This is a genomic window from Burkholderia sp. WSM2230, assembly GCF_000472445.1.
Classification (GTDB): Bacteria; Pseudomonadota; Gammaproteobacteria; order Burkholderiales; family Burkholderiaceae; genus Paraburkholderia.
Genome location: NZ_AXAJ01000016.1, coordinates 69,925 through 93,712, shown reverse-complemented (window position 1 = coordinate 93,712; position 23,788 = coordinate 69,925). Strand labels below are relative to the sequence as shown.

Below are 23,788 nucleotides of genomic sequence, written 5' to 3'. Positions count from 1 at the left end.
GAGCGGTGTTTCCATACACCGCTCGCGGCTTTCGCGCTGCGGGACTCACATGACGTCGACCCGTATCTTTACCGCGCGCCTTACCGAACGCGCGTGCCAACAACGCGATGCCGATGCTGCGCTTGCGCTGCTCGATCAGAGCATGCTGCTGCGGCACCGGCGTATCGCGCTGATCCGCTATCTGCTCGCGCAGCAACTCGGCGCACCGTTGCAGGAGCGGCATCATCAATATGTGCAGAAGATCGCCGCGCGGCTGAGCGCGGAGGCGCTCGCGCGCATTGCAAGCGCGGCGCGGGCGCGCTTGCATCGGTAACGCCGGTAGCGTCGCTGGTATTTGCACTTCGCGGCTGCGGGAACGGCGCCTTCGTTCCATCCGGATGGCGTATTCCTTCTATGTGGCCGTTTTATGTCGGCGTCTACTGAATGAGCTGATCCGAACATCACTCGCGGCCGCCGCCGCATCATTCAGGGGATGCCATGCCTATCGCTTCTCAGCCGCGCGCCAGTGCAGCGGCACGACTCGAACGTCTGCCGTTCTCCGGTTATCACCGGACCATCTTTATCATCATTGCCATTGCGTTCTTTTTCGATTCCGTCGATCTCGGCACGATGACCTTCGTGCTGGGCTCGATCAAAACGGAATTCGGTCTGTCCACTGCAACCGCGGGGCTCGTCGCGAGCGCGAGCTTCTTCGGCATGGTGGGCGGCGCGGCGGTGGCGGGCCTGCTTGCGGATCGCTTCGGGCGTCGCCCGGTTTTTCAATGGAGCATGGTGCTGTGGGGCGTTGCATCGTATCTATGTTCGACTGCGCAGAGCGTAGAGGCGCTGATTTTTTATCGCGTGCTGCTGGGTTTCGGCATGGGCATGGAGTTTCCCATCGCGCAGACGCTGCTGTCGGAATTCGTACCGGCTTCCTCGCGCGGACGACTGATCGCGCTGATGGACGGCTTCTGGCCGCTCGGTTTCATCACGGCGGGTGTGGTGTCGTACTTCGTGCTGCCGTCCTTCGGCTGGCGCACGGAATTCGCGTTGCTCGCTATTCCCGCCGTGTTCGTGCTGATCGTGCGGCGCGTCGTGCCGGAATCGCCGCGCTGGCTAGAACATCGCGGACGTCTTGGCGAGGCCGACAGGATTCTCACCGAAGTCGAGGCGAAGGTGATGAAGGCAGCGCGGCTGACGCACTTGCGCGCGCCTGTCATGCTCGCCGAACCGGCAGCGGCCAAAGGTGCCGGCGCGTTTCGCGAGATATGGAGTGCGGCTTACCGGCGCCGCACGATCATGGTGTGGACTTTGTGGTTCTTCGCGCTGCTCGGCTTTTACGGCTTGACCTCGTGGCTCGGCGCGTTGATGCAGCAGGCGGGCTTTGCAGTGACGAAATCGGTGCTGTATACCGTGCTGATTTCTCTCGGCGGCATTCCCGGTTTTATCTGTGCCGCGTGGTTAGTGGAACGTTGGGGGCGCAAGCCGACCTGCGTTGCGTCGCTGGCGGGTAGCGCTGTGATGGCCTACGTGTATGGGCAAACCGCGCTGCACGCGCAAACGCCCACGCTGTTGATTTGCGCCGGACTGGCGATGCAGTTCTTCCTGTTTGCGATGTGGGCGGTGCTTTACACCTACACGCCGGAGCTGTACGGCACCGGAGCCCGCGCAACCGGTTCTGGCTTCGCGTCAGCGATTGGACGCGTGGGCTCTCTGATCGGACCGTATGTGGTAGGCGTCGTGTTGCCGATGTTCGGACAGGGCGGCGTATTCTCGCTCGGCGCGATGTGCTTTGTGATCGCGGCCGCGGCTGTGTGGATACTCGGCATCGAAACACGCGGGCTTGCACTGGAGACGCTCGTATCCGAAGCAGTGGAGAGTGATGCGCACGGTGTGCTCAATCCCGCGCGCGAATGAGAGTTCGCATAGGTGCGGCCGGCGCCGGCTGCACCCTTTCATGGGCACCGTGAAGGCGAATTACTGTTGGGTCGCAACCAGGGCCGACATGATCCGATACGCCGCGCTTACGCGGTCCTCTATCGGGAAGTTTTTGTTGGCGAGCAGCACGACGCCCACGCGCCTCGCCGGAACAAATGCGACGTAGGCGCCAAAGCCATTCGTCGAACCGGTCTTGTTGATCCACACATCCTGCTGGGGCGGCAGCGGTGGCTCGATTGCCGTGGCCGGCGTCGGCGTAATGGCCATGGAGGGCGCATTGCCTTCATGCAAAGTGTCCAACGTTACCGGATATGCGTATTGCTCCCATATCAGATCTTGTGTGAGCGCGCCGGCCTTGAAATAGCCCGTGTGCGTGGCTGTGATCGCGTGCTGAAGCATGCTGTCCACGTGTATCAGGTTCATGTTCGCCTGAACGAAGCGGACCATGTCGGCAGCGGTGGTTCGCACGCCATAGGCTTCGTCCGCGAGAACACCGCCTTTCATGCGGATCGGCGCACCGTCTTTCGTATAGCCTTGCGCATAGTCGGACATTTTCGCGGCAGGAACGCGAACGTAACTGCTGTTCATGCCGAGCGCAGGAAACATGCGCTGCTCAATCAAGGACGCATAGTCCTGATTCATGCTTTTCGCCGCGATCAGGCCCAATGTACCGATGCCCGGGTTTGCATAAGTGCGGTACGTGCCGGGCGCGTAGGCGGGTTTCCATGCGCTGAAGTACTGCAGCAACTGAGCGTTGTCGTGAATGCCGTCCGGCACCTGAAGCGGTAGACCGCCAGGCGTGTGCGTGCCCAGGTTCAACAGACTCACCTTGCCGAATGCAGTACCCCGCAATGACGGCAGATAATGTTGCGTGTCATCGGATAGATTCAGTTTGCCGTTCAATCGCGCATACTCGGCGAGCGTCGCAGTGAACGTCTTGCTGACCGAGCCGATCTCGAACAGCGTGCGCTGCGTGACTGGCTTGTCCGTTTCGGTCGACGCCACGCCATAGTCGAACACATACGTCTTGCCGTTGGCGATCACGCCGATTGCCATGCCCGGCACGTGGTGTTTCTGCATGACTGGCGCGACTGTCGAGTCCACGACGGCTTTGATCGCACTTTCCGTATCATTTGCTGCGTGACATGTCGTGGCAATTGCGCTTAAAGCAAAGACGGCACTCGCCATCCGGCTCACGGCTATTAACTTCATTCCAGCGTTTTCCTTCAATTTGTTGTCGGCGGGTGGGCTGATGCGGCACTATCCGTGTTTCGAGCCGCGATGACAAACTAGAAAAACTTGCGAGAAGGGCAAGAAAAAATGATGGGCACAGAGCGCTCCCCGCCCGAGAACACTATGCAAACATGACTTCGCAAACTAGACCGTGGCCCGCTCATGCTTTCTGGAGGGCGCGCCATTGGCGACGAAATAAGGCGTGTCCACGCGCGCCAGTGGCTCGCGTCCGCGGATCCGGTCGGCGATTTTTTCGGCCAGCATGATGGTCGGCGCGTTCAGGTTGCCTGTGGTGATGCGCGGCATAATGGACGCGTCGACCACGCGCAGTCCCTGCATGCCATGCACGCGTCCCTCGTTGTCCACTACGGCCATGTCGTCGTAGCCCATCTTGCACGAGCACGAAGGATGAAACGCCGTCTCCGCGCGCTCTCGCACAAATGCGTCGAGTTGCGCGTCGGTAGTCAGTTCTGCGCCCGGATTCAGCTCGCGTCCGCGATAACGTTCCAGCGCCGGTTGCCGCATGATCTCGCGCGTGATGCGAATGCCGTCGCGGAACTCGCGCCAGTCGAGCGGATCGGCCATGTAGTTGAAGAGAATGCTCGGGTGCGCCGCCGGATCGCGCGAGGTGAGCTTTACGCGACCACGGCTCGGTGAGCGCATCGAGCCGACGTGCGCCTGGAAACCATGCATCCTGATTGCATTGGAGCCGTTGTAGTTGATCGCCACCGGCAGAAAGTGATACTGGATGTTGGGCCACAAATCGTCGTCGCGTGTACGGATAAAACCGCCCGCTTCGAACTGATTGCTCGCGCCAATGCCTGTACCGTTCACCATCCATTCGAGCCCAATTGCCGGCTGATTCCACCACTGCAACGCCGGGTAGAGCGAGACCGGCTCCTTGCATTCGTACTGGATATACATTTCCAGATGATCCTGCAGGTTTTCGCCGACGCCAGGCAGATCGTGCACGAGCGGAATGTCCAGTTCGCGCAGCCACGTCGAGCGCCCCACGCCCGAGCGTTGCAGCAATTGCGGCGAGGCAATGGCACCGCTGCACACCAGCACTTCGCGGCGCGCATGCGCGTTGACGGAAGCGCCGCCATGCAGATACGCGACGCCAACCGCGCGTTTGCCGGAGAACAGCACGCGATCGGTCAACGCGTGAGTGACGATGGTCAGGTTGGAGCGCGCTTTCGCACGGTCCAGGTAGCCGCGCGCGGTGCTCGCACGCCGGCCGTTCGCCGTAACTGTGCGATCCATCGGGCCAAAGCCTTCCTGCTGATAGCCGTTCAGATCGTCGGTGCGCGGAAAGCCCGCCTGCACGCCGGCCTCGACCATGGCCGCGAACAGCGGATTATTGCCGGGCTTGCTCGTGGTCACGTGGACGGGACCGTCGCCGCCGTGGTATGCATTCGGACCTACGTCGCGCGTCTCGGCCTTGCGGAAATACGGCAGGCAGTCCAGATAAGTCCAGCTTTCGAGGCCGCGGAGCTCGGCCCAGCCGTCGTAGTCGAGCGCATTGCCGCGGATATAGCACATGCCGTTGATGAGCGACGAGCCGCCCAGTCCCTTGCCGCGGCCGCATTCCATGCGGCGGTTGTTCATATGCGGCTCGGGGTCCGTTTCATACGCCCAGTTGTAGCGGCGCCCTTGCAGTGGATAGGCGAGGGCGGCGGGCATCTGCGTGCGGAAATCGAAGCGGTAATCGGGACCGCCCGCTTCGAGCAGCAGCACGGTCACGTCGGCGTCTTCGGTGAGACGCGACGCCAGCACATTGCCGGCCGAACCCGCTCCGACGATGATGTAATCGTATTCGTTCGAACTCATGACAGCGCTCCTCAGAACACCGGTTGATAAGCACCGAGCTCGACCTGCACGGACTTGATGCGTGTGTAGTGCTCAAGCGTGGTGATGCCGTTTTCGCGGCCCACGCCGGACTGTTTATAGCCGCCCACCGGCATCTCAGCGGGCGACTCGCCCCACGTATTGATCCAGCAAATGCCTGCTTCCAGCCGATGAATCACGCGATGCGCGCGCGACAGGTTCTCTGTGACGACACCTGCGGCGAGACCATACGCGGTGCGATTCGCGCGCTCGATTACTTCATCTTCGTCATCGAACACGAGGATGCTCATAACCGGACCGAAGATCTCCTCGCGCACGATGCGCATGTCGTCGCGGCAGCCTGCGAACACGGTAGGTTCGACATATTGACCTCGGCCGAAATGACCTTCAGTCAGACGCTTGCCGCCCGCGATCAAACGCGCGCCTTCCTGTGTGCCGCTTTCGATGTAGCCGAGCACCTTCTGCAATTGCGCCGCGCTTGCTAGCGGACCAAAGTTGGTAGTCGCCTCCGTCGGCGAGCCCACGCGAATGCGCTTCACGCGTTCGAGCACGAGAGCCTCGAAGCGCTCGACCACATTGCGCTGCACGAACACGCGTGTGCCGTTCGTACAGACCTGTCCCGAGCTGAAGAAGTTGGCGCTCATCGCGATGTCCGCGGCACGTTCGAGATTGGCGTCTTCGAAAATTAGCAACGGGGACTTGCCGCCCAGTTCCATCGTCACTTCCTTCAGCGACGACGCGCCCGCCATCGACATCACTTTCTTGCCCGTTTCCACGCCGCCAGTGAACGAAATCTTGTCGATGTCAGGATGCCCAGCGAGCAATGCGCCCACGCGGCCGTCGCCTTGTACGACGTTGAACACGCCGGGCGGCACGCCCGCTTCGCTGTAGATTTCCGCGAGTTTCAAGGCCGTGAGCGGCGTGACTTCGCTCGGCTTGAAGATCATCGCGTTGCCTGCGGCAAGCGCCGGCGCCGACTTCCAGCACGCGATCTGAATCGGATAATTCCATGCGCCGATGCCCGCGCATACGCCGAGCGGTTCGCGCCGCGTGTACACGAACGACGATGGCCGCAGCGGAATCTGCTGACCTTCTATCGCGGTCGCGAGACCAGCGTAGTACTCGATCACGTCCGCACCCGTCACGATGTCCACCGCCAGCGTTTCCGCAATCGGCTTGCCCGTATCGCGCGTTTCAAGCGCGGCGAGCTCGTCGTTGCGCTCGCGCAGAATCTCCACTGCGCGACGCAGGATTCGGGAGCGCTGCATCGCTGTAAGCGCGGCCCACTCGCGCTGACCGTCGCGCGCGGATCGCACCGCGCGGTCGACGTCCGCGGCGCTGGCCTGCTGCACGACCGCGAGCGTTTCGCCGGTGGCGGGGTCGACGGTGTCGAAGGTTTCACCGCTGGTGGCGTCGACATAAGCGCCGCCGATATAGAGACGTTGCGTTGCGAATATCGCCATTGCTTGCTCCTTAAAGATATTCCCGGCTGCTGCGTGCTGCTGCGTGCGCTTTTATGAGGCTATTCGCGCGCCGCCAGCACCAGGTCGATGTATTCGTTGGCCACGCGCAGCGCCGCTTTCGTGTCGAACGGTTCGCCCGATAACGCGCCCCGCAGCCATAATCCGTCGATCAACGCTGCGAGACCGCTGGCCGCGCGCCGCGCTGCCGCACGCGGCAACGCTTTCGAAAAGTCCGCACACAGATTGGAGTTCAGACGGCGCGTGTTCACGTACTGCAGGCGCCGCAATTGCGGCTTGTGCATGCTCTCGGACCAGAATGCGAGCCACGTCTTCATGACGGGCGCACTGGTTTGTTCGGCGTCGAAATTGGCCGCGACCACCGCGCGCAGCTTCGAACGCGGGTCGGCCTTCGCCGCGCGCCGCCGGCGCGAGGTGGCTTGCCACAAATCGCGCAACACATGACGCATGGTGGCTTCGAGCAGACCGTCCTTGTCGCCGAAATAGTGGCTGACAATGCCGGTGGAAATGCTCGCGCGCTGCGCCACGGACGCCAGCGTGGCCCCGGCGAGGCCAGTCTGGTCGATGGTGAGCAGCGTCGCGTCGATCAGCTGCGCGCGGCGGATTTCGCGCATTCCGAGCTTGGGCATGGTGTTGATGTGAAGATTGAGCGACTCGCGGCCGGCAGTTAGTTCGCATGTCTGCGGCGCCATCCGATCCGGCCATGCTAGTTTTTTTATATTGAACGGTCAATCAATAAAAAGTTGCGCGGAAACCGTATGTCGGTTCCAGCCAAACCGGTGTCGCGTTCGGTACAGGTAGTCGGGCGCCGCGGGCGCTACGCTCGTTGAACGGGTGCGGCGCACACGCCGCGCACCGCTTACAGGACATGGAGACACTCAATGAGCAGCAATCGCGGCGTCGTCTATCTGGGGCAGGGCAAGGTTGAAGTGCAATCTATCGACTATCCGAAGATGGTCGACCCACGTGGCCGTGCAATCGGTCACGGTGTGATTCTGAAGGTAGTCAGCACCAATATCTGCGGCTCGGACCAGCACATGGTGCGCGGCCGTACCACCGCCGAAGTCGGCCTCGTGCTCGGCCACGAAATTACCGGCGAGGTGATCGAAGTGGGCCGCGACGTGGAAACGCTGAGCATCGGCGATCTCGTCTCTGTGCCGTTCAATGTGGCTTGCGGCCGGTGTCCGACCTGCAAGTCGCAACATACGGGCGTGTGCCTGAACGTGAATCCTTCACGCGCTGGCGGCGCTTATGGATACGTGGATATGGGCGGCTGGATCGGCGGCCAGGCCGAGTACGTGATGGTGCCGTACGCCGACTTCAATCTGCTGAAGTTTCCCGACCCCGCGCAGGCCATGGCGAAGATTCGCGACCTCACGTGCCTGTCCGACATTCTGCCGACCGGTTATCACGGCGCGGTCATGGCGGGGGTGAAGCCGGGTGCGACGGTTTATATCGCGGGCGCCGGGCCGGTCGGCATGGCGGCGGCCGCATCGGCGCGTCTGTTGGGCGCTGCGTGCACGATCGTCGGCGATATGAACGAGGCGCGCCTCGCGCATGCTCGCAAGATGGGTTTCGAAACGGTGGACCTGTCGAAAGACGCGACACTCGGGGAACAGATCGAGCAGATTCTCGGCAAGCCGGAAGTGGATTGCGCGGTGGATTGCGTGGGCTTCGAAGCGCACGGTCACGGCAGCAGCGGCTCGCACGAGGAGGCGCCGGCCACGGTGCTCAACTCGCTGATGGAAATCACCCGGGCCGCGGGCGCAATCGGCATTCCGGGCCTTTACGTGACCGACGATCCGGGCGCGGTGGATGCCGCCGCACGCAAGGGCAGCCTGAGCATTCGCTTCGGGCTCGGCTGGGCAAAGTCGCATTCATTTCATACGGGCCAGACGCCGGTGATGAAGTACAACCACAATCTGATGCAGGCGATCCTGTGGGACCGTCTGCCGATTGCGGACATCGTGAACGTGACGGTGGTGTCGCTCGATCAGGCGCCGGATGGCTATCGCCAGTTCGACGGCGGCGCGCCGCGCAAGTTCGTCATCGATCCGCACGGCCTTTTGAAGGCGGCGTGAGCCAGGCAGCACAGTAGAAGCTGGCAATAACAAAGAAACGCGTTGAACGGAAGCCCGTTCAACGCGTTTTTAACTGGTGAGGACGATAAAAGCCGAAGTAAGCAGCTGAAAAGCGCTTTTCAGGCCGCCAGAACCGGCGCCGAAGAAAGCGAAGGCGCCTGCTTGCGACGCTCACGCGTGGGCGCGGTGCCGAATGCGTCGCGATAGCTCTTCGAAAAGTGGCAGGCCGACTGGAAGCCGCAAGCCATCGTGATGTTCATGATCGACATATCGGTTTGCAGCAACAGTTCGCGCGCGCGCCGCAAACGCAGCGTCAGATAGTAGTGCGTGGGCGTCATGCCGAGATGCTCGCGGAACAGACGCTGCAACTGCCGTTGCGACATGCCGGCGAGCCGCGCGAGCTCCTCGCGCGAGAGCGGTTCCTCGATGTTGTTCTCCATGAGCGAAATCACTTCGAACAGCGACTTGTTGGCCGAGCCGAGTCGCGCGACGAGCGGCATTTTTTGTTGCGCGCTCGTATCACGCACATGCTCGACGATGAACTGCTCTGCGATCTGCGTGACGCGTGCGGTGCCGACGCGCGGAGCGATCAGGTTAAGCATCATGTCGAGCGGCGCGACGCCGCCCGTGCAGGTCACACGATCGCGGTCCACCACGAACAGTTCTTTCAGAAAGCGCGTGTCGGGAAACTCTTCCTTCAGCGCCGACATGTTCTCCCAGTGAATCGCACACGCGTAGCCCGCGAGCAGACCGGCGCGCGCCAGCGCATAAGTGCCGGTGCACAGGCTGCCGAGCACGCAACCCATGCGCGCGAAACGGCGCAAGGCCGACAGATGCGCGGGAGTGGTCGCGCGCTGCACGTCAATGCCGCCGACCACGAAGACGATATCGGGCTGGCCGACGCATTCGACCGGACCCGTATCCACGGACAGTCCATTGCTAGCGGTCACCGGGCCGCCCTCGGGACTCACGATCGACCAACGATAAAGCGTCTGTCCCGTCAGATAGTTCGCCATGCGCAGCACTTCGATCGCATTGGTGAAGGCGATCATCGTGAAGTTCGAGACGGGCATGAAGGCGAAATGCGACAGTGACGCCGTACGATCGGTGGACATGGTGAGGATTGATTCCTTCGAATCTATAGTGTCGCGTCGCTGTGGGGAGCAGCGACTCATGTAATTTTGAGTACTAGCGCAACTAGCATGCCATCAGGCTAAACCCTCGGTCGTCGCTGCCCGGGCGTCAATGGCGCTGGAAATAGTGGCGCAAGCGGCACCAGAACAGCGCCGGGGCCATTCAGAACCGCACCGCAAGTGCGCATTGCGTTCAGCTGCAGTGCAGCATCGCTATTTCGGCGAACGATCGTGCGACCCGGTTTCGTGCTCATTCGCCAGGTGCCGTATTCATGCGCATCTTCTGGTTAACCAGCGGTGTTTATAGGCCCGTTAAACGGCCTCCGCCCGCGGCGCGAGCGCGACTTGTCCAAAAAGGTCGTCTATGGCGGAAAAGGCAAAGAATGCGTCTGAATTCATAAATTGACGCGCGATGCAAGCGTCAAGAATAGACGTACGCAATCCGGCGGCGGGAGGGCAGAAACAACCGCCCGTCAACGCTTCCGGCGCCTAACGTCAACGACTCCACGGACCTTCCATGTCGAACCCGAATCCTTTCTTCGAAGAATCGCTCACCGCGCGCGACGCGGCGGTACGCGGCGCAATTTTGAAAGAACTCGAACGCCAGCAGTCGCAAGTCGAACTGATCGCGTCGGAAAACATCGTGTCGCGCGCGGTGCTCGAAGCGCAAGGCTCTGTTCTGACCAACAAGTATGCGGAAGGCTATCCGGGCAAACGTTACTACGGCGGTTGCGAATATGTCGACGAGATCGAGACGCTCGCGCTGGATCGCATCAAGCAACTCTTCAACGCGAAGTTCGCCAACGTGCAGCCGCATTCGGGTGCGCAAGCCAATGGCGCGGTCATGCTCGCACTGGTAAAACCGGGCGACACGGTGCTCGGCATGTCGCTCGATGCCGGCGGCCACCTCACGCACGGCGCAAAGCCGGCGCTGTCCGGCAAGTGGTTCAACGCGGTGCAGTACGGCGTGAATCGCGACACGCTGCTGATCGACTACGAGCAGATCGAAGAACTCGCGCAGCAGCATAAGCCCGCATTGCTGATTGCCGGCTTTTCCGCATATCCGCGCGCGCTGGACTTCAAGCGGCTGCGCGCGATTGCCGACAGCGTGGGCGCAAAACTGATGGTGGATATGGCCCACATCGCCGGCGTGATTGCGGCGGGACGTCATGCGAATCCAGTCGAGCATGCGCACGTGGTCACGTCGACCACGCACAAGACCTTGCGCGGCCCGCGCGGCGGGTTTGTGCTGACGAATGACGAAGACATCGCCAAGAAGATCAACTCGGCGGTGTTCCCCGGCCTGCAAGGCGGACCGCTGATGCACGTAATCGCCGGCAAGGCGGTCGCGTTCGGCGAGGCGCTGCAACCGGGCTTCAAGACCTACATCGACAGCGTGCTGGCCAACGCGCAGGCGCTGGGCGAAGTGCTGAAAGCAGGCGGCGTGGATCTCGTGACAGGCGGCACCGACAACCATCTGTTGCTGGTCGATTTGCGCCCGAAGGGTCTGAAGGGCAACCAGGTCGAGCAGGCGCTGGAGCGCGCCGGCATCACCTGCAACAAGAACGGCATTCCGTTCGATACGGAAAAGCCGACGGTCACCTCGGGCGTGCGCCTCGGAACGCCGGCGGGCACGACGCGCGGCTTCGGCGTGAATGAGTTCCGCGACGTGGGCCGTCTGATCGTGGAAGTGCTGGACGCGCTGCGCGATCATCCCGAAGGTCATGCAGCTACCGAGCAACGCGTGCGTCGCGAGATCTTCGCGCTGTGCGAGCGCTTCCCCATCTACTAAGAACGCCTGGAGCAAACGATGAGCAATCTGCACGAAAACAGCATCATCATCGACGGTTTGAACATTTCGAAGTTCGAGCGCTCGGTGTTCGAAGACATGCGCAAGGGCGGCGTGACCGCAGTGAACTGCACCGTGTCGGTGTGGGAGAGCTTCCAGAAGACGGTCGACAACATTGCCGAGATGAAACAGCAGATCCGCGAATATGGCGAGATCCTCACGCTCGTGCGCACGACCGACGACATTTTCCGCGCCAAGAAAGAGAACAAGACGGGCATTATTTTCGGCTTCCAGAATGCGCACGCGTTCGAGGACAACCTCGGCTATATCGAGGCATTCAAGGATCTTGGCGTGAACGTGGTGCAGCTTTGCTACAACACGCAGAACCTTGTCGGCACGGGTTGCTATGAACGCGACGGCGGCCTCTCGGGCTATGGCCGCGAAGTGATTCAGGAGATGAACCGCGTCGGCATCATGGTCGATCTGTCGCATGTGGGCGGCAAGACTTCGTCCGAAGCGATTGCGGCTTCGAAAAAGCCCGTGTGCTATTCGCACTGCTGCCCGTCGGGTCTGAAAGAGCATCCGCGCAACAAGAGCGACGAGCAACTCAAAGAGATTGCAGATGCAGGCGGTTTTGTCGGCGTGACGATGTTTGCGCCGTTCCTCAAGCGCGGCGCCGACGCGACTGTCGAAGACTATATCGAGGCGATCGAGTACGTGGTCAATCTGATCGGCGAGGACCAGGTCGGTATCGGCACCGACTTCACGCAGGGTTACAGCACCGAGTTCTTCGACTGGATCACGCACGACAAAGGCCGTTATCGCCAGCTGACGAATTTCGGCAAGGTTGTGAATCCGGAAGGCATCCGCACCATCGGCGAGTTTCCGAATCTGACCGCCGCAATGGAGCGCGCGGGCTGGAGCGAGACGCGCATCAGGAAGATCATGGGCGAGAACTGGGTGCGGGTATTCGGCGAAGTGTGGAAGGTCTGAGCTTTTACGTCATTCAGCAAACGAAATCACCCTATAAAAAGCGGAGTCTCCACATGCAACCCCAACTGCCTATCGACGTCGATCCGAACACCGGCGTCTGGACCACCGACGCGCTGCCGATGCTCTACGTTCCGCGTCATTTCTTCACGAACAACCATACCGCCGTAGAAGAGGCGCTCGGCGTCGACACGTATGCCGAGATTCTTTACAAGGCCGGCTACAAGTCCGCGTACTTCTGGTGCGACAAGGAAGCGAAGCAACACGGCATTGCCGGCATGGCGGTGTTCGAGCATTACCTGAAGCGCCTGTCGCAGCGCGGCTGGGGCATCTTCACGATCGCTGAAGCCGACCCGTCCACCTCGCATGCGCGTATCGAGTTGCACCATTCGTCGTTCGTGCTTGCGCAGCCGGGTAAGGTCGGCAAGCTCTGCTACATGTTCTCCGGCTGGTTCGCAGGTGCAATGGATTGGGTCAACGACACCGCGCCCGATTCGTCGCGCAAGGGCCCGCCGTCGAAATCGCGGGAAGCGCATTGCGCGGCGGAAGGCCACGAGCATTGCGTGTTCGAAGTGTCGCCGCTCGCGGCATAGCACTACCAGTCATATCATTCCGAGGTCGATCGCAATGCGTTACCCGAACCTTTTCAAGCCTCTCACGCTGAACAAGCTGACCTTGCGCAACCGCATCGTCAGTACCGCGCATGCAGAGGTGTATGCGGAGCCGGGCGGCCTGCCTGGCGACCGTTATATCCGCTACTACGAAGAAAAGGCCAAGGGTGGTGTGGGCCTCGCGGTGTGCGGCGGCTCTAGCCCCGTGTCGATCGACAGTCCGCAGGGTTGGTGGAAGTCGGTGAATCTGTCGACAGACAAGATCATCGATCCGCTGTCGCGCCTTGCAGAAGCGATGCATGCACACGGCGCGAAGATCATGATTCAGGCCACACACATGGGTCGCCGCTCGGCGTTTCATGGCGAGCACTGGCCGCATCTGATGTCGCCGTCCGGCGTGCGTGAGCCGGTGCATCGCGGCAATGCGAAGATCATCGAAGTGGAAGAGATTCGCCGCATCATCAGCGACTTCGCCGCAGCCGCGAAACGAGTGAAGGACGCGGGCATGGACGGCGTCGAGATCTCTGCGGCGCACCAGCATCTGATCGATCAGTTCTGGAGCCCGCGTACCAACTTCCGCACCGACGAATGGGGCGGCTCGCTCGAAAACCGTCTGCGTTTCGGCGTGGAAGTATTGAACGCCGTGCGCGAAGCAGTAGGTCCCGACTTTTGTGTGGGCTTGCGCATGTGCGGCGACGAGTTCCACGAAGACGGGCTCGATCACGAGCAACTCAAAGAAATCGCGCAGGCGATGAGCGAAAGCGGCCTGATTGATTATCTCGGCGTGATTGGTTCGGGTGCGGATACGCACAACACGCTCGCCAACTGCATGCCGCCGATGGCGTTGCCGCCCGAGCCGTTCGTGCATCTGGCAGCCGGCATCAAGTCGGTCGTGAAGATTCCGGTCATGCATGCGCAGAGCATTCGCGACGCGGGGCAGGCCGAGCGCCTGCTCGCAAGCGGCATGGTCGATCTGGTCGGTATGACTCGCGCGCAGATTGCGGATCCGCATATGGTCATCAAGATCCGCGATGGCCGCGAGGACGAAATCAAGCAATGCGTCGGCGCGAACTACTGCATCGACCGCCAGTACAACGGACTTGACGTGCTGTGCGTGCAGAACGCAGCGACCTCGCGCGAGGCGACCATGCCGCACGTGATCACGCGTACGAACGGGCCGAAGCGCAAAGTGGTCGTGGTCGGCGCGGGGCCTGCGGGGCTGGAGGCGGCTCGCGTCGCGAAGTCGCGCGGACACGACGTCGTGCTGTTCGAGAAGAACGACTATGTGGGCGGCCAGATCATGCTCGCGGCAAAAGCGCCGCAGCGCGAACAGATGGCAGGCATCGTCCGCTGGTTCGACATGGAAACGAAGCGCCTTGGCGTGGACCGGCGCCTCGGTGTCGCCGCCGACGAAAAGACCATCATGAGCGAGAAGCCGGACATCATCGTACTGGCGACGGGCGGGTCGTCGTTTACTTCGCAAGTTGCGGCGTGGGGTGTCGACGAAGGTCTCGCGGTCAGTTCGTGGGACGTGCTCTCGGGCAAGGTCGAGCCCGGCAAGAATGTGCTCGTCTATGACGGTGTCAGCACGCACGCGGGTGCGGGTGTTGCGGATTTCATCTCGAGCCGTGGTTCGAACGTGGAGATCGTCACGCCTGACGTGAAGGTGGCCGACGATGTAGGCGGCACCACGTTCCCGATTTTCTACCGGCGTCTCTATGCACAAGGCGTCATTCACACGCCGAATTACTGGCTCGACAGGGTGTACGAAGAAGACGGCAAGAAGATCGCCGTGATTCGCAACGAATACACCGAGGAGCAGGAAGAGCGCGCGGTGGACCAGGTGGTGATCGAAAACGGCAGCACGCCGAACGACGAGTTGTACTGGAAGCTCAAGCCCGAGTCGGTGAATCGCGGTCAGGTGGACGTGCACAAGCTCTTTGCGTCCGAGCCGCAGCCTTCGCTCTCGGAGCAGCTCGGCAATGGACGCTTCCTGCTGTTCCGTGTCGGCGACTGCATTTCCATGCACAACATCCACGGCGCGATCTACGACGCGCTGCGCCTTTGCAAGGACTTCTGAAGATGAGCCCCGTATCTGTCATCACCGTGCTGTTGTGGTTGTCGATGGCGGGTCTGGCGTTTGCGCTCGCAAAGCGCGCCGCTTATTGGCGCGAGGGTCGCGCTACGGCGGCGGGCGCGTACGGCTGGGCCAATCTGCTGTCCATTCCGAAGCGCTATTTCGTCGACCTGCATCATGTGGTTGCGCGTGATCCGTACATTGCGAAAACGCACGTCGCGACGGCGGGCGGTGCGATCCTCGCGATGGCGCTCGTGTTCGTCAACTACGGTCTTGCAATCTACTCGCCGTGGCTCGACAAGCTGATCTTTCTCGCCGCGCTCGTGATGCTGGTGGGCGCCGTATTCGTCTGGCGCCGTCGGCATGGCCCGAAGGCGGTGCCCGCGCGGCTCTCGCGTGGTCCGTGGGATCACTTGCCGCTGCTGCTCGGCTCGTTCGCGCTTGGCCTCGTGCTGTTCGTCGCGCTGCCGGCTTCCGCGATGTCGGGGGCGCTTGCCATCATCGTCGCGCTGCTGATCGCAGTGGGCGCATTCACGATGACGTTCGGCGCCGCGCGTGGCGGTCCGATGAAGCATGCTCTCGCGGGTCTTCTGCACCTCGCGTTTCATCCGCGCCAGGAGCGCTTTGCCGAGCGTAACGATAAGGACGTAGTGCCCCCCACTGCGCTGAAGGTCCCGCTTCTCGACGCGAAAGAATATGGCGTGGGTAAGCCGGTGGAATTTCGCTGGAACCAGTTGCTCAGTTTCGATGCGTGCGTGCAATGCGGCAAATGCGAAGCGGCATGTCCCGCCTTCGCGGCTGGTCAGCCGCTCAATCCGAAGAAGCTGATTCAGGATCTGGTGACGGGTATGGTGGGCGGCACCGACGCGCAGTACGCGGGCAGCCCCACGCCGGGCATTCCCGTGGGCAAGCACGCCGGCGGCCCGCAAAAGCCCTTGATTTCCAGCATGATTGAAGCGGAGACGCTGTGGTCATGCACGACCTGCCGCGCTTGCGTGCAGGAGTGTCCGATGCTGATCGAACATGTCGACGCAATCGTCGATATGCGCCGCAATCAGACGCTGGTGGAAGGCACGGTCCCAGGCAAGGGGCCCATCACGCTCGCGAATCTGCGCGAGACCGGCAGCTCCAACGGCTATGACATCGGCGCGCGTTACGACTGGGCCGTCGATCTGCAGGTGCAGGTCGCGCAGCCGGGGCGTCGCGTGGATGTACTGCTGATCGCCGGAGAAGGCGCGTTCGACATGCGCTATCAACGCACGTTGCGTGCCCTCGTCAAGGTGCTCAATCGCGCGGGTATCGACTACGCGGTGCTGGGCGGCGTGGAAACGGATACCGGCGACACCGCCCGTCGGCTTGGCGACGAAGCCACCTTCCAGCAACTCGCCCGCAAGCTGATCGGCACGCTTTCGCAGTACTCGTTCGGCAAGATCGTGACGGCCGACCCGCACGTGTTGCACAGCCTGCGCAACGAATATCGCGCGTTAGGCGGCTTTTATGAGGTGCAGCATCACACAGCGCTGATCGATGAACTCGTTGCGAGTGGCAAGCTGTCACCGCGCGCGGCTGCTGCGTATGCGGATCGCAAGATCACTTATCACGATCCATGCTATCTCGGCCGCTACAACGGCGAGACCGAGGCGCCGCGCCGCGTGTTGAAAAGCATAGGCATCAAGGTGGTCGAAATGGAACGCAACGGCATGCGCGGGCGTTGCTGCGGTGGCGGCGGCGGCGCACCGTTGACCGACATTCCCGGCAAGCGGCGCATTCCCGACATTCGTATCGACGACGCGCGCGGCATCGGCGCGGAGATTGTCGCCGTAGGTTGCCCGAATTGCACGGCGATGCTCGAAGGCGTGGTCGGACCGCGTCCCGAAGTGCTGGACGTCGCCGAACTGGTTGCAGCGGCGCTGGAGTAACGCGATGAACACAATCAAACGAATCGATCCGCGCCGGCCGTTCACGATCACGGCGGATGGCCTGAGGCGCATTACGTTGGGCGCGACCGGCGTGGCGGGCGCAATGGATTTCGCCACGGCAGGCGCGGCGCATCGTGAACAGCCGAAGCCGCGCCGCACCACGGCCGCCGCGCAGCATGTGATGCTGGTTGCGGCGCACGCGGACCGCGGTGCGCTCGACGATCACGCGCGCCAGACGCTCGCGGCCGCCGCATTGATTGCGGACGCAACGACTGAGATCGTGCTGCTGGTGTTCGGCGAATTCGCGGGCGACGCTGCCGCGCTCGGTGCCGACAAGCTGATCGAGCTACCCACGTTCGATCGACGCAAGTTCGCACCTGTGGATGAACTGAATGCGCTTGCCGCGTGCGTCGCGGCCTATGCACCCATCCATGTGTTCCTGCCGGACAACGCGACGGGCGACGGCGACCTTGGCCGCCGCTATGCAGCCGCCGCGAATGCAAGCGTGGCGACGCATGTGGTCGAGATAGACGCGTCACACGTGGCGGTTTATGTGCATGCAAATACAGCATTCGCTTCGCGTGCGCTGCCCGAAGTGATTTTGCTCGCGCCGAATGCGGTCGATCCGAAACTGCCGTTCGTCGGCGCAGGAGAACGCGTGGCGTGGCGCTTCGACGGCGAGTCCGCCACCGCGCAAGGCAAGGCACGCGATCTCGGCATCGAGGAGATGGACGCGGCGCAGCTCGCGCTGGAGGAGGCGGATTTCATCGTTTCGGCCGGCAACGGCGTGAGCGACGTGCCGGCATTCGAGCGCCTCGCGGCCACGCTGGGCGCGGCGATCGGCGCGAGCCGCGTGGCCGTCGACGACGGCAAGTTCACACGCGACAAGCAGATCGGCGCGACTGGCAAGACGGTTGAGGCGAGCGTGTATATCGCCTTCGGCATTTCCGGCGCAGTGCAGCATTTGCAGGGTATCAAGGATTGCCGGCATGTGATCGCGGTGAATCTCGACGCAAGCGCACCGATTGCGAAGCGCGCGAACCTCACGGTCATTGCGGACGCGCAGGAAACCATCGCGGCACTGAACGATGCGGCCGCCGCGGCGCGTTCGGCACGCGGTACAGGTGCTGCGTTACTCAATTCGAAGGCAGTCGCGGAAGGGGCACTCGCATGAAAATCGCCGTACTCGTTTCCGTCGGGCGACATCCCGTGAGCGGGGTTGCACGTTACAGCCGCAACGACGCCGCCGCCTTGACGCTGGCTTTGTCGCTCGCGAAGGAGCACAACGCGACGCTCGACGTGCTGCATGCGGGCGACCCGGCAAATCCCGCGTTGCAGGAATATCTGGCGCTCGGCGCGCGCTCGGTGGAAGTGCTGGCGGTTGCAGATATAGGCGATGGCCAACCGGACGCCTCCGCGCCGCTCGCCGCGCGCCTGCACGGCTACGACCTCGTGCTGACCGGCACGCGCGCCGAAGGCGCATTCGACAGCGGCATGCTGCCGTATCGCGTGGCCAATGCGCTGGGCGTTCCGCTTGCCGGCGCAGCTGTTGACGTGACGTTGAAGGACGGTTGCGCGCAAGTGCGCCAATTCATGCCGAAGGGTCTGCGCAGGCGCGTCGAGGTGCAATTGCCGGCGCTGATCGCCGTGCATCCAATGGCCAATGCCACCCCGACCTATGCCTATGCACGGCTTCGGGAAGGCACGATTCGCCCGGTCACGAGCGGCGCGCAGAACCCGCGCACCGCCGCCACCGAGCCCGCATGGACGATTCGCCCGGCGACCGCCAAACCCGTGCGTCTTGCCGCCGCTGAAAAGCGCTCCGGCCATGCCCGGATGCTTTCGGCGACCACGACGGAAAGCCGCGGCGGCAGCGTCGTAATTGAAGGGAGTTCCGTCGAAAAAGCACAAGTGATTCTCGCGTATTTGCGCGAGCATCAACTCGTGGATTACTGATTCCCGGTTCAGGCGAGCATGCGGCCAGGAGGGCCTGGCGCGACGCCAGACGTGACACGCAACGGAGCACACAATGAAAGTTTCCGCAGACGTTCGCGCAATGATCGAACGCCGCCAAAAGAATTACACGCTGGAAGCGCCGTTCTATACGAGCGAAGAGATCTTCGCGCTCGACATGGATGCGATCTTCCGGCAGCACTGGATCCAGGTCGCGGTGGAGCCGGACGTGCCCGAACCGGGCGACTACATCACGGTTGAAGTCGGTCACGATTCCATTCTGATCGTTCGCGACGACGACATGCAGGTGCGGGCATTCCACAACGTGTGCCGCCATCGCGGCTCGCGCCTGTGCAATACCGACAAGGGCTCGCTTGGCAACATTGTGTGTCCGTATCACAGCTGGACGTATAACCTGAACGGCGACCTGATGTTCGCCGAGCACATGGGCGATCAGTTCGACCGTTGCAAGCACAGCCTGAAGAAAGTGCATGTTGAGAACCTCGCGGGCCTCATCTTCATCTGTCTTGCGGACACCCCCCCGGCGGACTTCTCCGTGATGCGCGCCGCGATGGAGCCGTACCTGCTGCCTCATGATCTCGCCAGCTGCAAGATTGCGGCCTCGATCGACATCATCGAGGAAGGCAACTGGAAGCTGACGATGGAGAACAATCGCGAGTGCTATCACTGCGTCGCGAACCATCCGGAGTTGACCATTTCGCTTTACGAGTATGGATTTGGCTATCAACGCACGCCGGCCAACGAAGAAGGCATGGCGGCCTTTGAAGAGACGGTTGCGCGGCGCACTGCGCAATGGGAAGCGATGAAACTGCCGTCGGCGGAAATCGAGCGGCTCGCGGATCTCGTCACCGGTTTTCGCACGCAGCGTCTGCCGCTCGATCGTGACGGCGAGTCGCAGACACTCGACGCAAAAGTCGCATCGAAGAAGCTGCTCGGCGGTTTCGAGCAGGCTGATCTCGGCGGGCTGTCTTTCTGGACGCAGCCTAATTCATGGCATCACTTCATGAGCGATCACATTGTGAGCTTCTCCGTGATCCCGCTTTCGGCAGGCAAGACGCTCGTGCGCACGAAATGGCTCGTGCACAAGGACGCGCGCGAAGGCATCGACTACGACGTGAATAACCTCACGGCTGTATGGCGCGCGACCAACGATCAGGACCGCACGCTCGTCGAATACTCGCAACGCGGCGCATCGAGCAGCGCCTATGAGCCGGGTCCGTATTCGCCGTTCACGGAAGGTCTCGTCGAGAAGTTCTGCGAGTGGTATATCGGCCGCATCGCGGATTACAGCAATGCACCGCAAACGCACGATGTCACGCCGGGCAATCACGGCGAGAAAGTCGTGTCGTTCGTGCGCTGAGCACACGAGCGCAACAGGAGCGGGAGAAAACAATGATGCGCGATCAGGCGACGTTCCAGCCGGGCGGTAAGCCGGGCACCGACGCTGCAATAAGCCGTGTTACACAGCCGCGCTTCTGGAGCGCGTTGCCGGCGCAGTGGAACTGCGATCTCGACGACACGCTTATGTGCTGCCACATCCGGCAAGAAACGCATGACGTGAAGAGCTTTTTCTTCCGCGCGCCGACTGAAAGGGCGTTCGTGTTCGAACCGGGGCAGTTCATCACGCTCGAGCTCGATATCGACGGCGAGTCCATCAACCGCTGCTATACGATTTCGTCGTCGCCCACGCGGCCGCACACCATTTCCATTACGGTGAAACGCGTGCCGGGCGGCAAGGTGTCGAACTGGCTGCACGACAATTTGCAAGTGGGCGGCGAGGTACGAGTGCTCGGACCAGCCGGGGAATTCACCTGCGCCCGCCATCCGGCGCGCAAGTTCCTGTTTCTGTCGGCAGGCTCTGGCATTACGCCATTGATGTCGATGAGCCGCGCGCATCACGAACTCGGCGAAGACAGCGACATTGTATTTGTGCACAGCGCCCGTACTCCCGACGACATCATCTTTGCACGCGAGCTTGACCTGATCGCGTCGAATCACGCGCATTTCCGCACGGCGTTTGTGTGCGAACGTGTCGGCGCGCGCACCAATTGGCCTGGTGTGACGGGTTTTCTGACGTTGCCCTTGCTCAAGCTGATTGCACCTGACTTTCTCGAGCGCGAGATCTTTACCTGCGGCCCCGCGCCTTATATGCAGGCGGTGCGCAATCTTCTGGACGAGGGCGGTTTTGACCGCAGCCATTATCACGAGGAAAGCTTTTCGTTCGAAACGGTCAGCGAGGTCGCCGCGCAACTGACGACAGCTCACGTTGGCGAAGTGATGCAAGCCGCGCCGGAACCAGTGACTGCGGATAGCTTCGTAGAGGCGCGGGAACAGGCGCCGGCTTTCGAGCCCGCTCCCGCCGCGCCCGAAATCGAAACGCGCTACAAGGTGAGCTTTACGAAGAGCAATCGGGAGATCGAATGCGGCAGCGGCCAGCACGTATTGGACGCCGCCAAAAAAGCGGGCGTGCGTTTGCCTGCATCGTGCACGCAGGGTATGTGTGGCACGTGCAAGGTCAAGCTGGTGTCGGGCGAAGTAGCGATGAAACACGCGGGCGGCATTCGTCAGCGGGAAATCGATCAGGGCATGGTGCTGCTTTGCTGCAGTAAGCCGCTTAGCGATCTCGTGGTCGAGAAGTAACCCGCACGAGCGTCAGAAAACGAGTTGCTGCGAGGCGCGTAGCAGGACCATGAGGCAGGTCGCGTGCGGACAACTGCATGTCGCAAAACAACGTTACTTGGCAATTCTGGCTGGCGATTCTAAATGCTCATTGGGTGGTTTGTGGAAGTGAACGGGAGAATGGCGATGAGACTGATCAGAAAGATATTGGTGTTGAGCACCCTGAGCGCGGCGCTGGCGGCAAGCAGCGTGAGCGTTTCGGCGGACACGAAGCCGACCATCAAGATCGGTTACGTGGAAGGCTGGGATGACAGCGTCGCGACGTCCAACGTGGCCGCGCGCGTGATCGAAAAACGTCTCGGCTATCAGGTGCAACTCGTGCCGGTCGCGGCCGGCGTGATGTGGCAGGGCGTGGCGCGCGGCGACCTGGACGCGACCTTGTCCGCCTGGCTACCGGTCACGCATGGCGCGTACTGGAATAACTTCAAGGACAAGGTGGTCGACCTTGGGGCAAACTTTAACGATGCGAAGATCGGTCTGATCGTGCCGGACAACCTGGACGTGAAGACGGTGGGCGATCTGGAAGCGAAGAAGGCGGAATTCGGCTCGCGCATCGTCGGTATCGACGCCGGTGCAGGCGTGATGCAGAAGACCAGCGAAGCAATCAAGGCGTACGGACTCGACTACAAGCTCATGCCGAGCTCAGGCAGCGCAATGACCGCTGAACTCGCGCGTTCTGAAGCGGCCAGCAAGCCGATTATCGTGACCGGCTGGAAGCCGCACTGGATGTTCGCCAAGTACAAGCTGAAGTTCCTCGAAGATCCGAAGAAGGTATTCGGTGAAGCGGAGCACGTGGACACTGTTGTGAATCCGGAACTGGCAAAGAAGGCGCCGCAGGTTGTTTCGTTCCTGAAGAAATTCCAGTGGAAGCCGGGCGAGATCGACAGCGTGATGCTCGCGACGCAAAACGGCGAAAAGCCGACTGCTGCCGCAGATGCGTGGATCGGTTCGCATAGCGATCGGGTGGATAGCTGGGTGAAGTAAGGCTGCTTTGTCCACTGGTGAATACGACATGAAGAAACGCCGCTTTTTTCAAAGCGGCGTTTCTTTTTTGTGGTCTTCGAATTCCCCGTACTTATTGCAGCACTATTGCAGTACGACAGTCCTGTCGCCATTGATAAACACGCGCCGCTCGATAAACGCCTTTACCGCGCGTGCGAGCGTGATGCACTCGACGTCGCGACCGGTGGCGAGCAGCCGCTCGGGGCTGTACGAATGATCGACACGCTCTACCTCCTGCTCGATGATCGGACCTTCGTCGAGATCGTCCGTCACGAAGTGCGCGGTCGCGCCGATCAATTTGACGCCGCGCGCATGAGCCTGGTGATACGGCTTCGCGCCCTTGAAGCCAGGCAAGAACGAATGATGAATGTTGATTGCACGCCCAGCGAGCGCGCGGCTCGTCTCGCCGGAAAGTATCTGCATGTAGCGCGCGAGAATCATCAGTTCAGCACCGGACGTTTCGAACAGATCCAGCAGACGCGCTTCCTGCTGCGGCCTGGTCTCGGCCGAGACCGGCAGATGATGAAACGGCAAGCCATGCTGCTGAGCCAATGGTTCGAGGTCGCGATGGTTCGAGCCGATGCCGACAATGTCCATTTTCAGCTCGCCCATGCGCCACCGGAACAGCAGGTCCGCGAGACAGTGCTCCAGCTTCGACACCATGATCAGAACTTTGGGTCGCGTGCCGACGTCATGCATCGCCCATGTCATACGAAAGCGTTCGGCAATGGACGCGAATTCGCGTTTCAGCGCCGCGATATTCAGGGTCTCCGTGCTGTCCACGCCATGAAAAACGCAGCGCACGAAAAAGCTTTCGCTAAGGTCGTCGTCGAAAACGGTGAGTTCGTCGATATAACAATGATGCCGGTCGAGAAAGCCGACGACGGCGGCAACCTGGCCCGCGGCGCTCGGACACGCAACGGTGAGAACCAGTTGATCAGGACGGGAATCGGCGGACATGCGCTCTCCACAAAGACGATAGGTTCATGCCGCGGGGCGCGGCATGTATCGTCGCAGTAGAGCAAATTGGCGCGCGGCGCGGATAGAAGCGAAT

Annotated in this window: 19 protein-coding genes; 13 read left to right on the top strand and 6 right to left on the bottom strand. The window is 61.7% G+C overall.

Annotated elements, in window-relative coordinates; all coding sequences use genetic code 11:
• Positions 1-49: 49 nt before the first annotated feature.
• Together A3AC_RS0124790 and A3AC_RS0124785 are read left to right on the top strand one after the other, a co-directional pair.
• The gene (locus A3AC_RS0124790) at positions 50-313 is read left to right on the top strand and encodes a hypothetical protein (protein ID WP_025602154.1); all 264 of its coding nucleotides are present in this window, start codon (positions 50-52) and stop codon (positions 311-313) included.
• A gap of 164 nt (positions 314-477) precedes the next feature.
• Entirely contained in the window at positions 478-1,896 is a 1,419-nt protein-coding gene (locus tag A3AC_RS0124785) for an MFS transporter (protein ID WP_025602153.1), read from the top strand.
• Between the two features lie 60 nt (positions 1,897-1,956).
• Here the strand turns inward: A3AC_RS0124785 and ampC are convergent, their stop codons facing one another.
• The 4 genes from ampC to betI form a co-directional block, all read right to left on the bottom strand.
• A complete protein-coding gene (gene ampC / locus A3AC_RS0124780) occupies positions 1,957-3,129 on the bottom strand; it encodes a class C beta-lactamase (RefSeq protein ID WP_025602152.1) in 1,173 nt (390 codons plus the stop codon).
• A 165-nt stretch (positions 3,130-3,294) separates the two neighbouring features.
• Positions 3,295-4,980, bottom strand: coding sequence for a choline dehydrogenase (gene betA, locus A3AC_RS0124775; RefSeq protein WP_025602151.1), 1,686 nt, complete (start codon positions 4,978-4,980; stop codon positions 3,295-3,297).
• 11 nt (positions 4,981-4,991) lie between these two features.
• Positions 4,992-6,461, bottom strand: coding sequence for a betaine-aldehyde dehydrogenase (betB, locus tag A3AC_RS0124770; protein ID WP_025602150.1), 1,470 nt, complete (start codon positions 6,459-6,461; stop codon positions 4,992-4,994).
• A gap of 59 nt (positions 6,462-6,520) precedes the next feature.
• Positions 6,521-7,108 (bottom strand): transcriptional regulator BetI, encoded by a 588-nt coding sequence (gene betI / locus A3AC_RS0124765; protein WP_025602149.1) that lies wholly within the window; start codon positions 7,106-7,108, stop codon positions 6,521-6,523.
• Between the two features lie 252 nt (positions 7,109-7,360).
• Between betI and fdhA the strand changes: the two genes are divergently transcribed.
• Positions 7,361-8,560 carry a formaldehyde dehydrogenase, glutathione-independent gene (gene fdhA / locus A3AC_RS0124760; RefSeq protein WP_025602148.1) on the top strand — a complete coding sequence of 400 codons (1,200 nt, stop codon included), beginning with the start codon at positions 7,361-7,363 and terminating at the stop codon, positions 8,558-8,560.
• A gap of 119 nt (positions 8,561-8,679) precedes the next feature.
• Here the strand turns inward: fdhA and A3AC_RS0124755 are convergent, their stop codons facing one another.
• Complete coding sequence (locus A3AC_RS0124755) at positions 8,680-9,675, bottom strand: GlxA family transcriptional regulator (protein ID WP_025602147.1); 996 nt, start codon at positions 9,673-9,675, stop codon at positions 8,680-8,682.
• Positions 9,676-10,210: 535 nt separating this feature from the next.
• On the opposite strand from A3AC_RS0124755, the gene A3AC_RS0124750 reads away from it, so the two are divergent.
• The 10 genes from A3AC_RS0124750 to A3AC_RS0124705 all read left to right on the top strand — a co-directional run bounded on the left by A3AC_RS0124750 (position 10,211) and on the right by A3AC_RS0124705 (position 22,716).
• On the top strand, positions 10,211-11,485 hold the full coding sequence (locus A3AC_RS0124750; protein ID WP_025602146.1) for a serine hydroxymethyltransferase: 1,275 nt from the start codon (positions 10,211-10,213) through the stop codon (positions 11,483-11,485).
• An 18-nt stretch (positions 11,486-11,503) separates the two neighbouring features.
• The gene (locus A3AC_RS0124745; protein ID WP_025602145.1) at positions 11,504-12,475 is read left to right on the top strand and encodes a dipeptidase; all 972 of its coding nucleotides are present in this window, start codon (positions 11,504-11,506) and stop codon (positions 12,473-12,475) included.
• Between the two features lie 53 nt (positions 12,476-12,528).
• A complete protein-coding gene (locus A3AC_RS0124740) occupies positions 12,529-13,065 on the top strand; it encodes a DUF5943 domain-containing protein (RefSeq protein WP_025602144.1) in 537 nt (178 codons plus the stop codon).
• A gap of 34 nt (positions 13,066-13,099) precedes the next feature.
• The gene (locus A3AC_RS0124735) at positions 13,100-15,163 is read left to right on the top strand and encodes an NADH:flavin oxidoreductase (protein ID WP_025602143.1); all 2,064 of its coding nucleotides are present in this window, start codon (positions 13,100-13,102) and stop codon (positions 15,161-15,163) included.
• A 2-nt stretch (positions 15,164-15,165) separates the two neighbouring features.
• On the top strand, positions 15,166-17,079 hold the full coding sequence (locus tag A3AC_RS0124730) for a (Fe-S)-binding protein (RefSeq protein WP_025602142.1): 1,914 nt from the start codon (positions 15,166-15,168) through the stop codon (positions 17,077-17,079).
• A 4-nt stretch (positions 17,080-17,083) separates the two neighbouring features.
• Positions 17,084-18,253, top strand: a complete 1,170-nt coding sequence (locus A3AC_RS0124725; protein ID WP_025602141.1) for an electron transfer flavoprotein subunit alpha/FixB family protein — start codon at positions 17,084-17,086, stop codon at positions 18,251-18,253.
• Positions 18,250-19,035, top strand: coding sequence for a drug:proton antiporter (locus A3AC_RS0124720; protein ID WP_025602140.1), 786 nt, complete (start codon positions 18,250-18,252; stop codon positions 19,033-19,035). Before A3AC_RS0124725 ends, A3AC_RS0124720 begins: the two co-directional genes overlap by 4 nt.
• 73 nt (positions 19,036-19,108) lie before the next feature.
• Positions 19,109-20,413, top strand: a complete 1,305-nt coding sequence (locus A3AC_RS0124715) for an aromatic ring-hydroxylating oxygenase subunit alpha (protein ID WP_025602139.1) — start codon at positions 19,109-19,111, stop codon at positions 20,411-20,413.
• Positions 20,414-20,445: 32 nt separating this feature from the next.
• Positions 20,446-21,693, top strand: coding sequence for a hybrid-cluster NAD(P)-dependent oxidoreductase (locus tag A3AC_RS0124710; RefSeq protein ID WP_035475800.1), 1,248 nt, complete (start codon positions 20,446-20,448; stop codon positions 21,691-21,693).
• 165 nt (positions 21,694-21,858) lie between these two features.
• Positions 21,859-22,716 carry a glycine betaine ABC transporter substrate-binding protein gene (locus A3AC_RS0124705; protein ID WP_025602137.1) on the top strand — a complete coding sequence of 286 codons (858 nt, stop codon included), beginning with the start codon at positions 21,859-21,861 and terminating at the stop codon, positions 22,714-22,716.
• Between the two features lie 102 nt (positions 22,717-22,818).
• Here the strand turns inward: A3AC_RS0124705 and purU are convergent, their stop codons facing one another.
• On the bottom strand, positions 22,819-23,694 hold the full coding sequence (gene purU / locus A3AC_RS0124700) for a formyltetrahydrofolate deformylase (protein WP_025602136.1): 876 nt from the start codon (positions 23,692-23,694) through the stop codon (positions 22,819-22,821).
• Positions 23,695-23,788: the final 94 nt, after the last annotated feature.

Bases quoted from the DNA above. Each gene is read 5' to 3' on its own strand.
- A3AC_RS0124790 (WP_025602154.1), top strand. From the start codon at position 50: ATGACGTCGACCCGTATCTTTACCGCGCGCCTTACCGAACGCGCGTGC.
- A3AC_RS0124785 (WP_025602153.1), top strand. From the start codon at position 478: ATGCCTATCGCTTCTCAGCCGCGCGCCAGTGCAGCGGCACGACTCGAA.
- ampC (WP_025602152.1), bottom strand. From the start codon at position 3,129: ATGAAGTTAATAGCCGTGAGCCGGATGGCGAGTGCCGTCTTTGCTTTA.
- betA (WP_025602151.1), bottom strand. From the start codon at position 4,980: ATGAGTTCGAACGAATACGATTACATCATCGTCGGAGCGGGTTCGGCC.
- betB (WP_025602150.1), bottom strand. From the start codon at position 6,461: ATGGCGATATTCGCAACGCAACGTCTCTATATCGGCGGCGCTTATGTC.
- betI (WP_025602149.1), bottom strand. From the start codon at position 7,108: ATGCCCAAGCTCGGAATGCGCGAAATCCGCCGCGCGCAGCTGATCGAC.
- fdhA (WP_025602148.1), top strand. From the start codon at position 7,361: ATGAGCAGCAATCGCGGCGTCGTCTATCTGGGGCAGGGCAAGGTTGAA.
- A3AC_RS0124755 (WP_025602147.1), bottom strand. From the start codon at position 9,675: ATGTCCACCGATCGTACGGCGTCACTGTCGCATTTCGCCTTCATGCCC.
- A3AC_RS0124750 (WP_025602146.1), top strand. From the start codon at position 10,211: ATGTCGAACCCGAATCCTTTCTTCGAAGAATCGCTCACCGCGCGCGAC.
- A3AC_RS0124745 (WP_025602145.1), top strand. From the start codon at position 11,504: ATGAGCAATCTGCACGAAAACAGCATCATCATCGACGGTTTGAACATT.
- A3AC_RS0124740 (WP_025602144.1), top strand. From the start codon at position 12,529: ATGCAACCCCAACTGCCTATCGACGTCGATCCGAACACCGGCGTCTGG.
- A3AC_RS0124735 (WP_025602143.1), top strand. From the start codon at position 13,100: ATGCGTTACCCGAACCTTTTCAAGCCTCTCACGCTGAACAAGCTGACC.
- A3AC_RS0124730 (WP_025602142.1), top strand. From the start codon at position 15,166: ATGAGCCCCGTATCTGTCATCACCGTGCTGTTGTGGTTGTCGATGGCG.
- A3AC_RS0124725 (WP_025602141.1), top strand. From the start codon at position 17,084: ATGAACACAATCAAACGAATCGATCCGCGCCGGCCGTTCACGATCACG.
- A3AC_RS0124720 (WP_025602140.1), top strand. From the start codon at position 18,250: ATGAAAATCGCCGTACTCGTTTCCGTCGGGCGACATCCCGTGAGCGGG.
- A3AC_RS0124715 (WP_025602139.1), top strand. From the start codon at position 19,109: ATGAAAGTTTCCGCAGACGTTCGCGCAATGATCGAACGCCGCCAAAAG.
- A3AC_RS0124710 (WP_035475800.1), top strand. From the start codon at position 20,446: ATGATGCGCGATCAGGCGACGTTCCAGCCGGGCGGTAAGCCGGGCACC.
- A3AC_RS0124705 (WP_025602137.1), top strand. From the start codon at position 21,859: ATGAGACTGATCAGAAAGATATTGGTGTTGAGCACCCTGAGCGCGGCG.
- purU (WP_025602136.1), bottom strand. From the start codon at position 23,694: ATGTCCGCCGATTCCCGTCCTGATCAACTGGTTCTCACCGTTGCGTGT.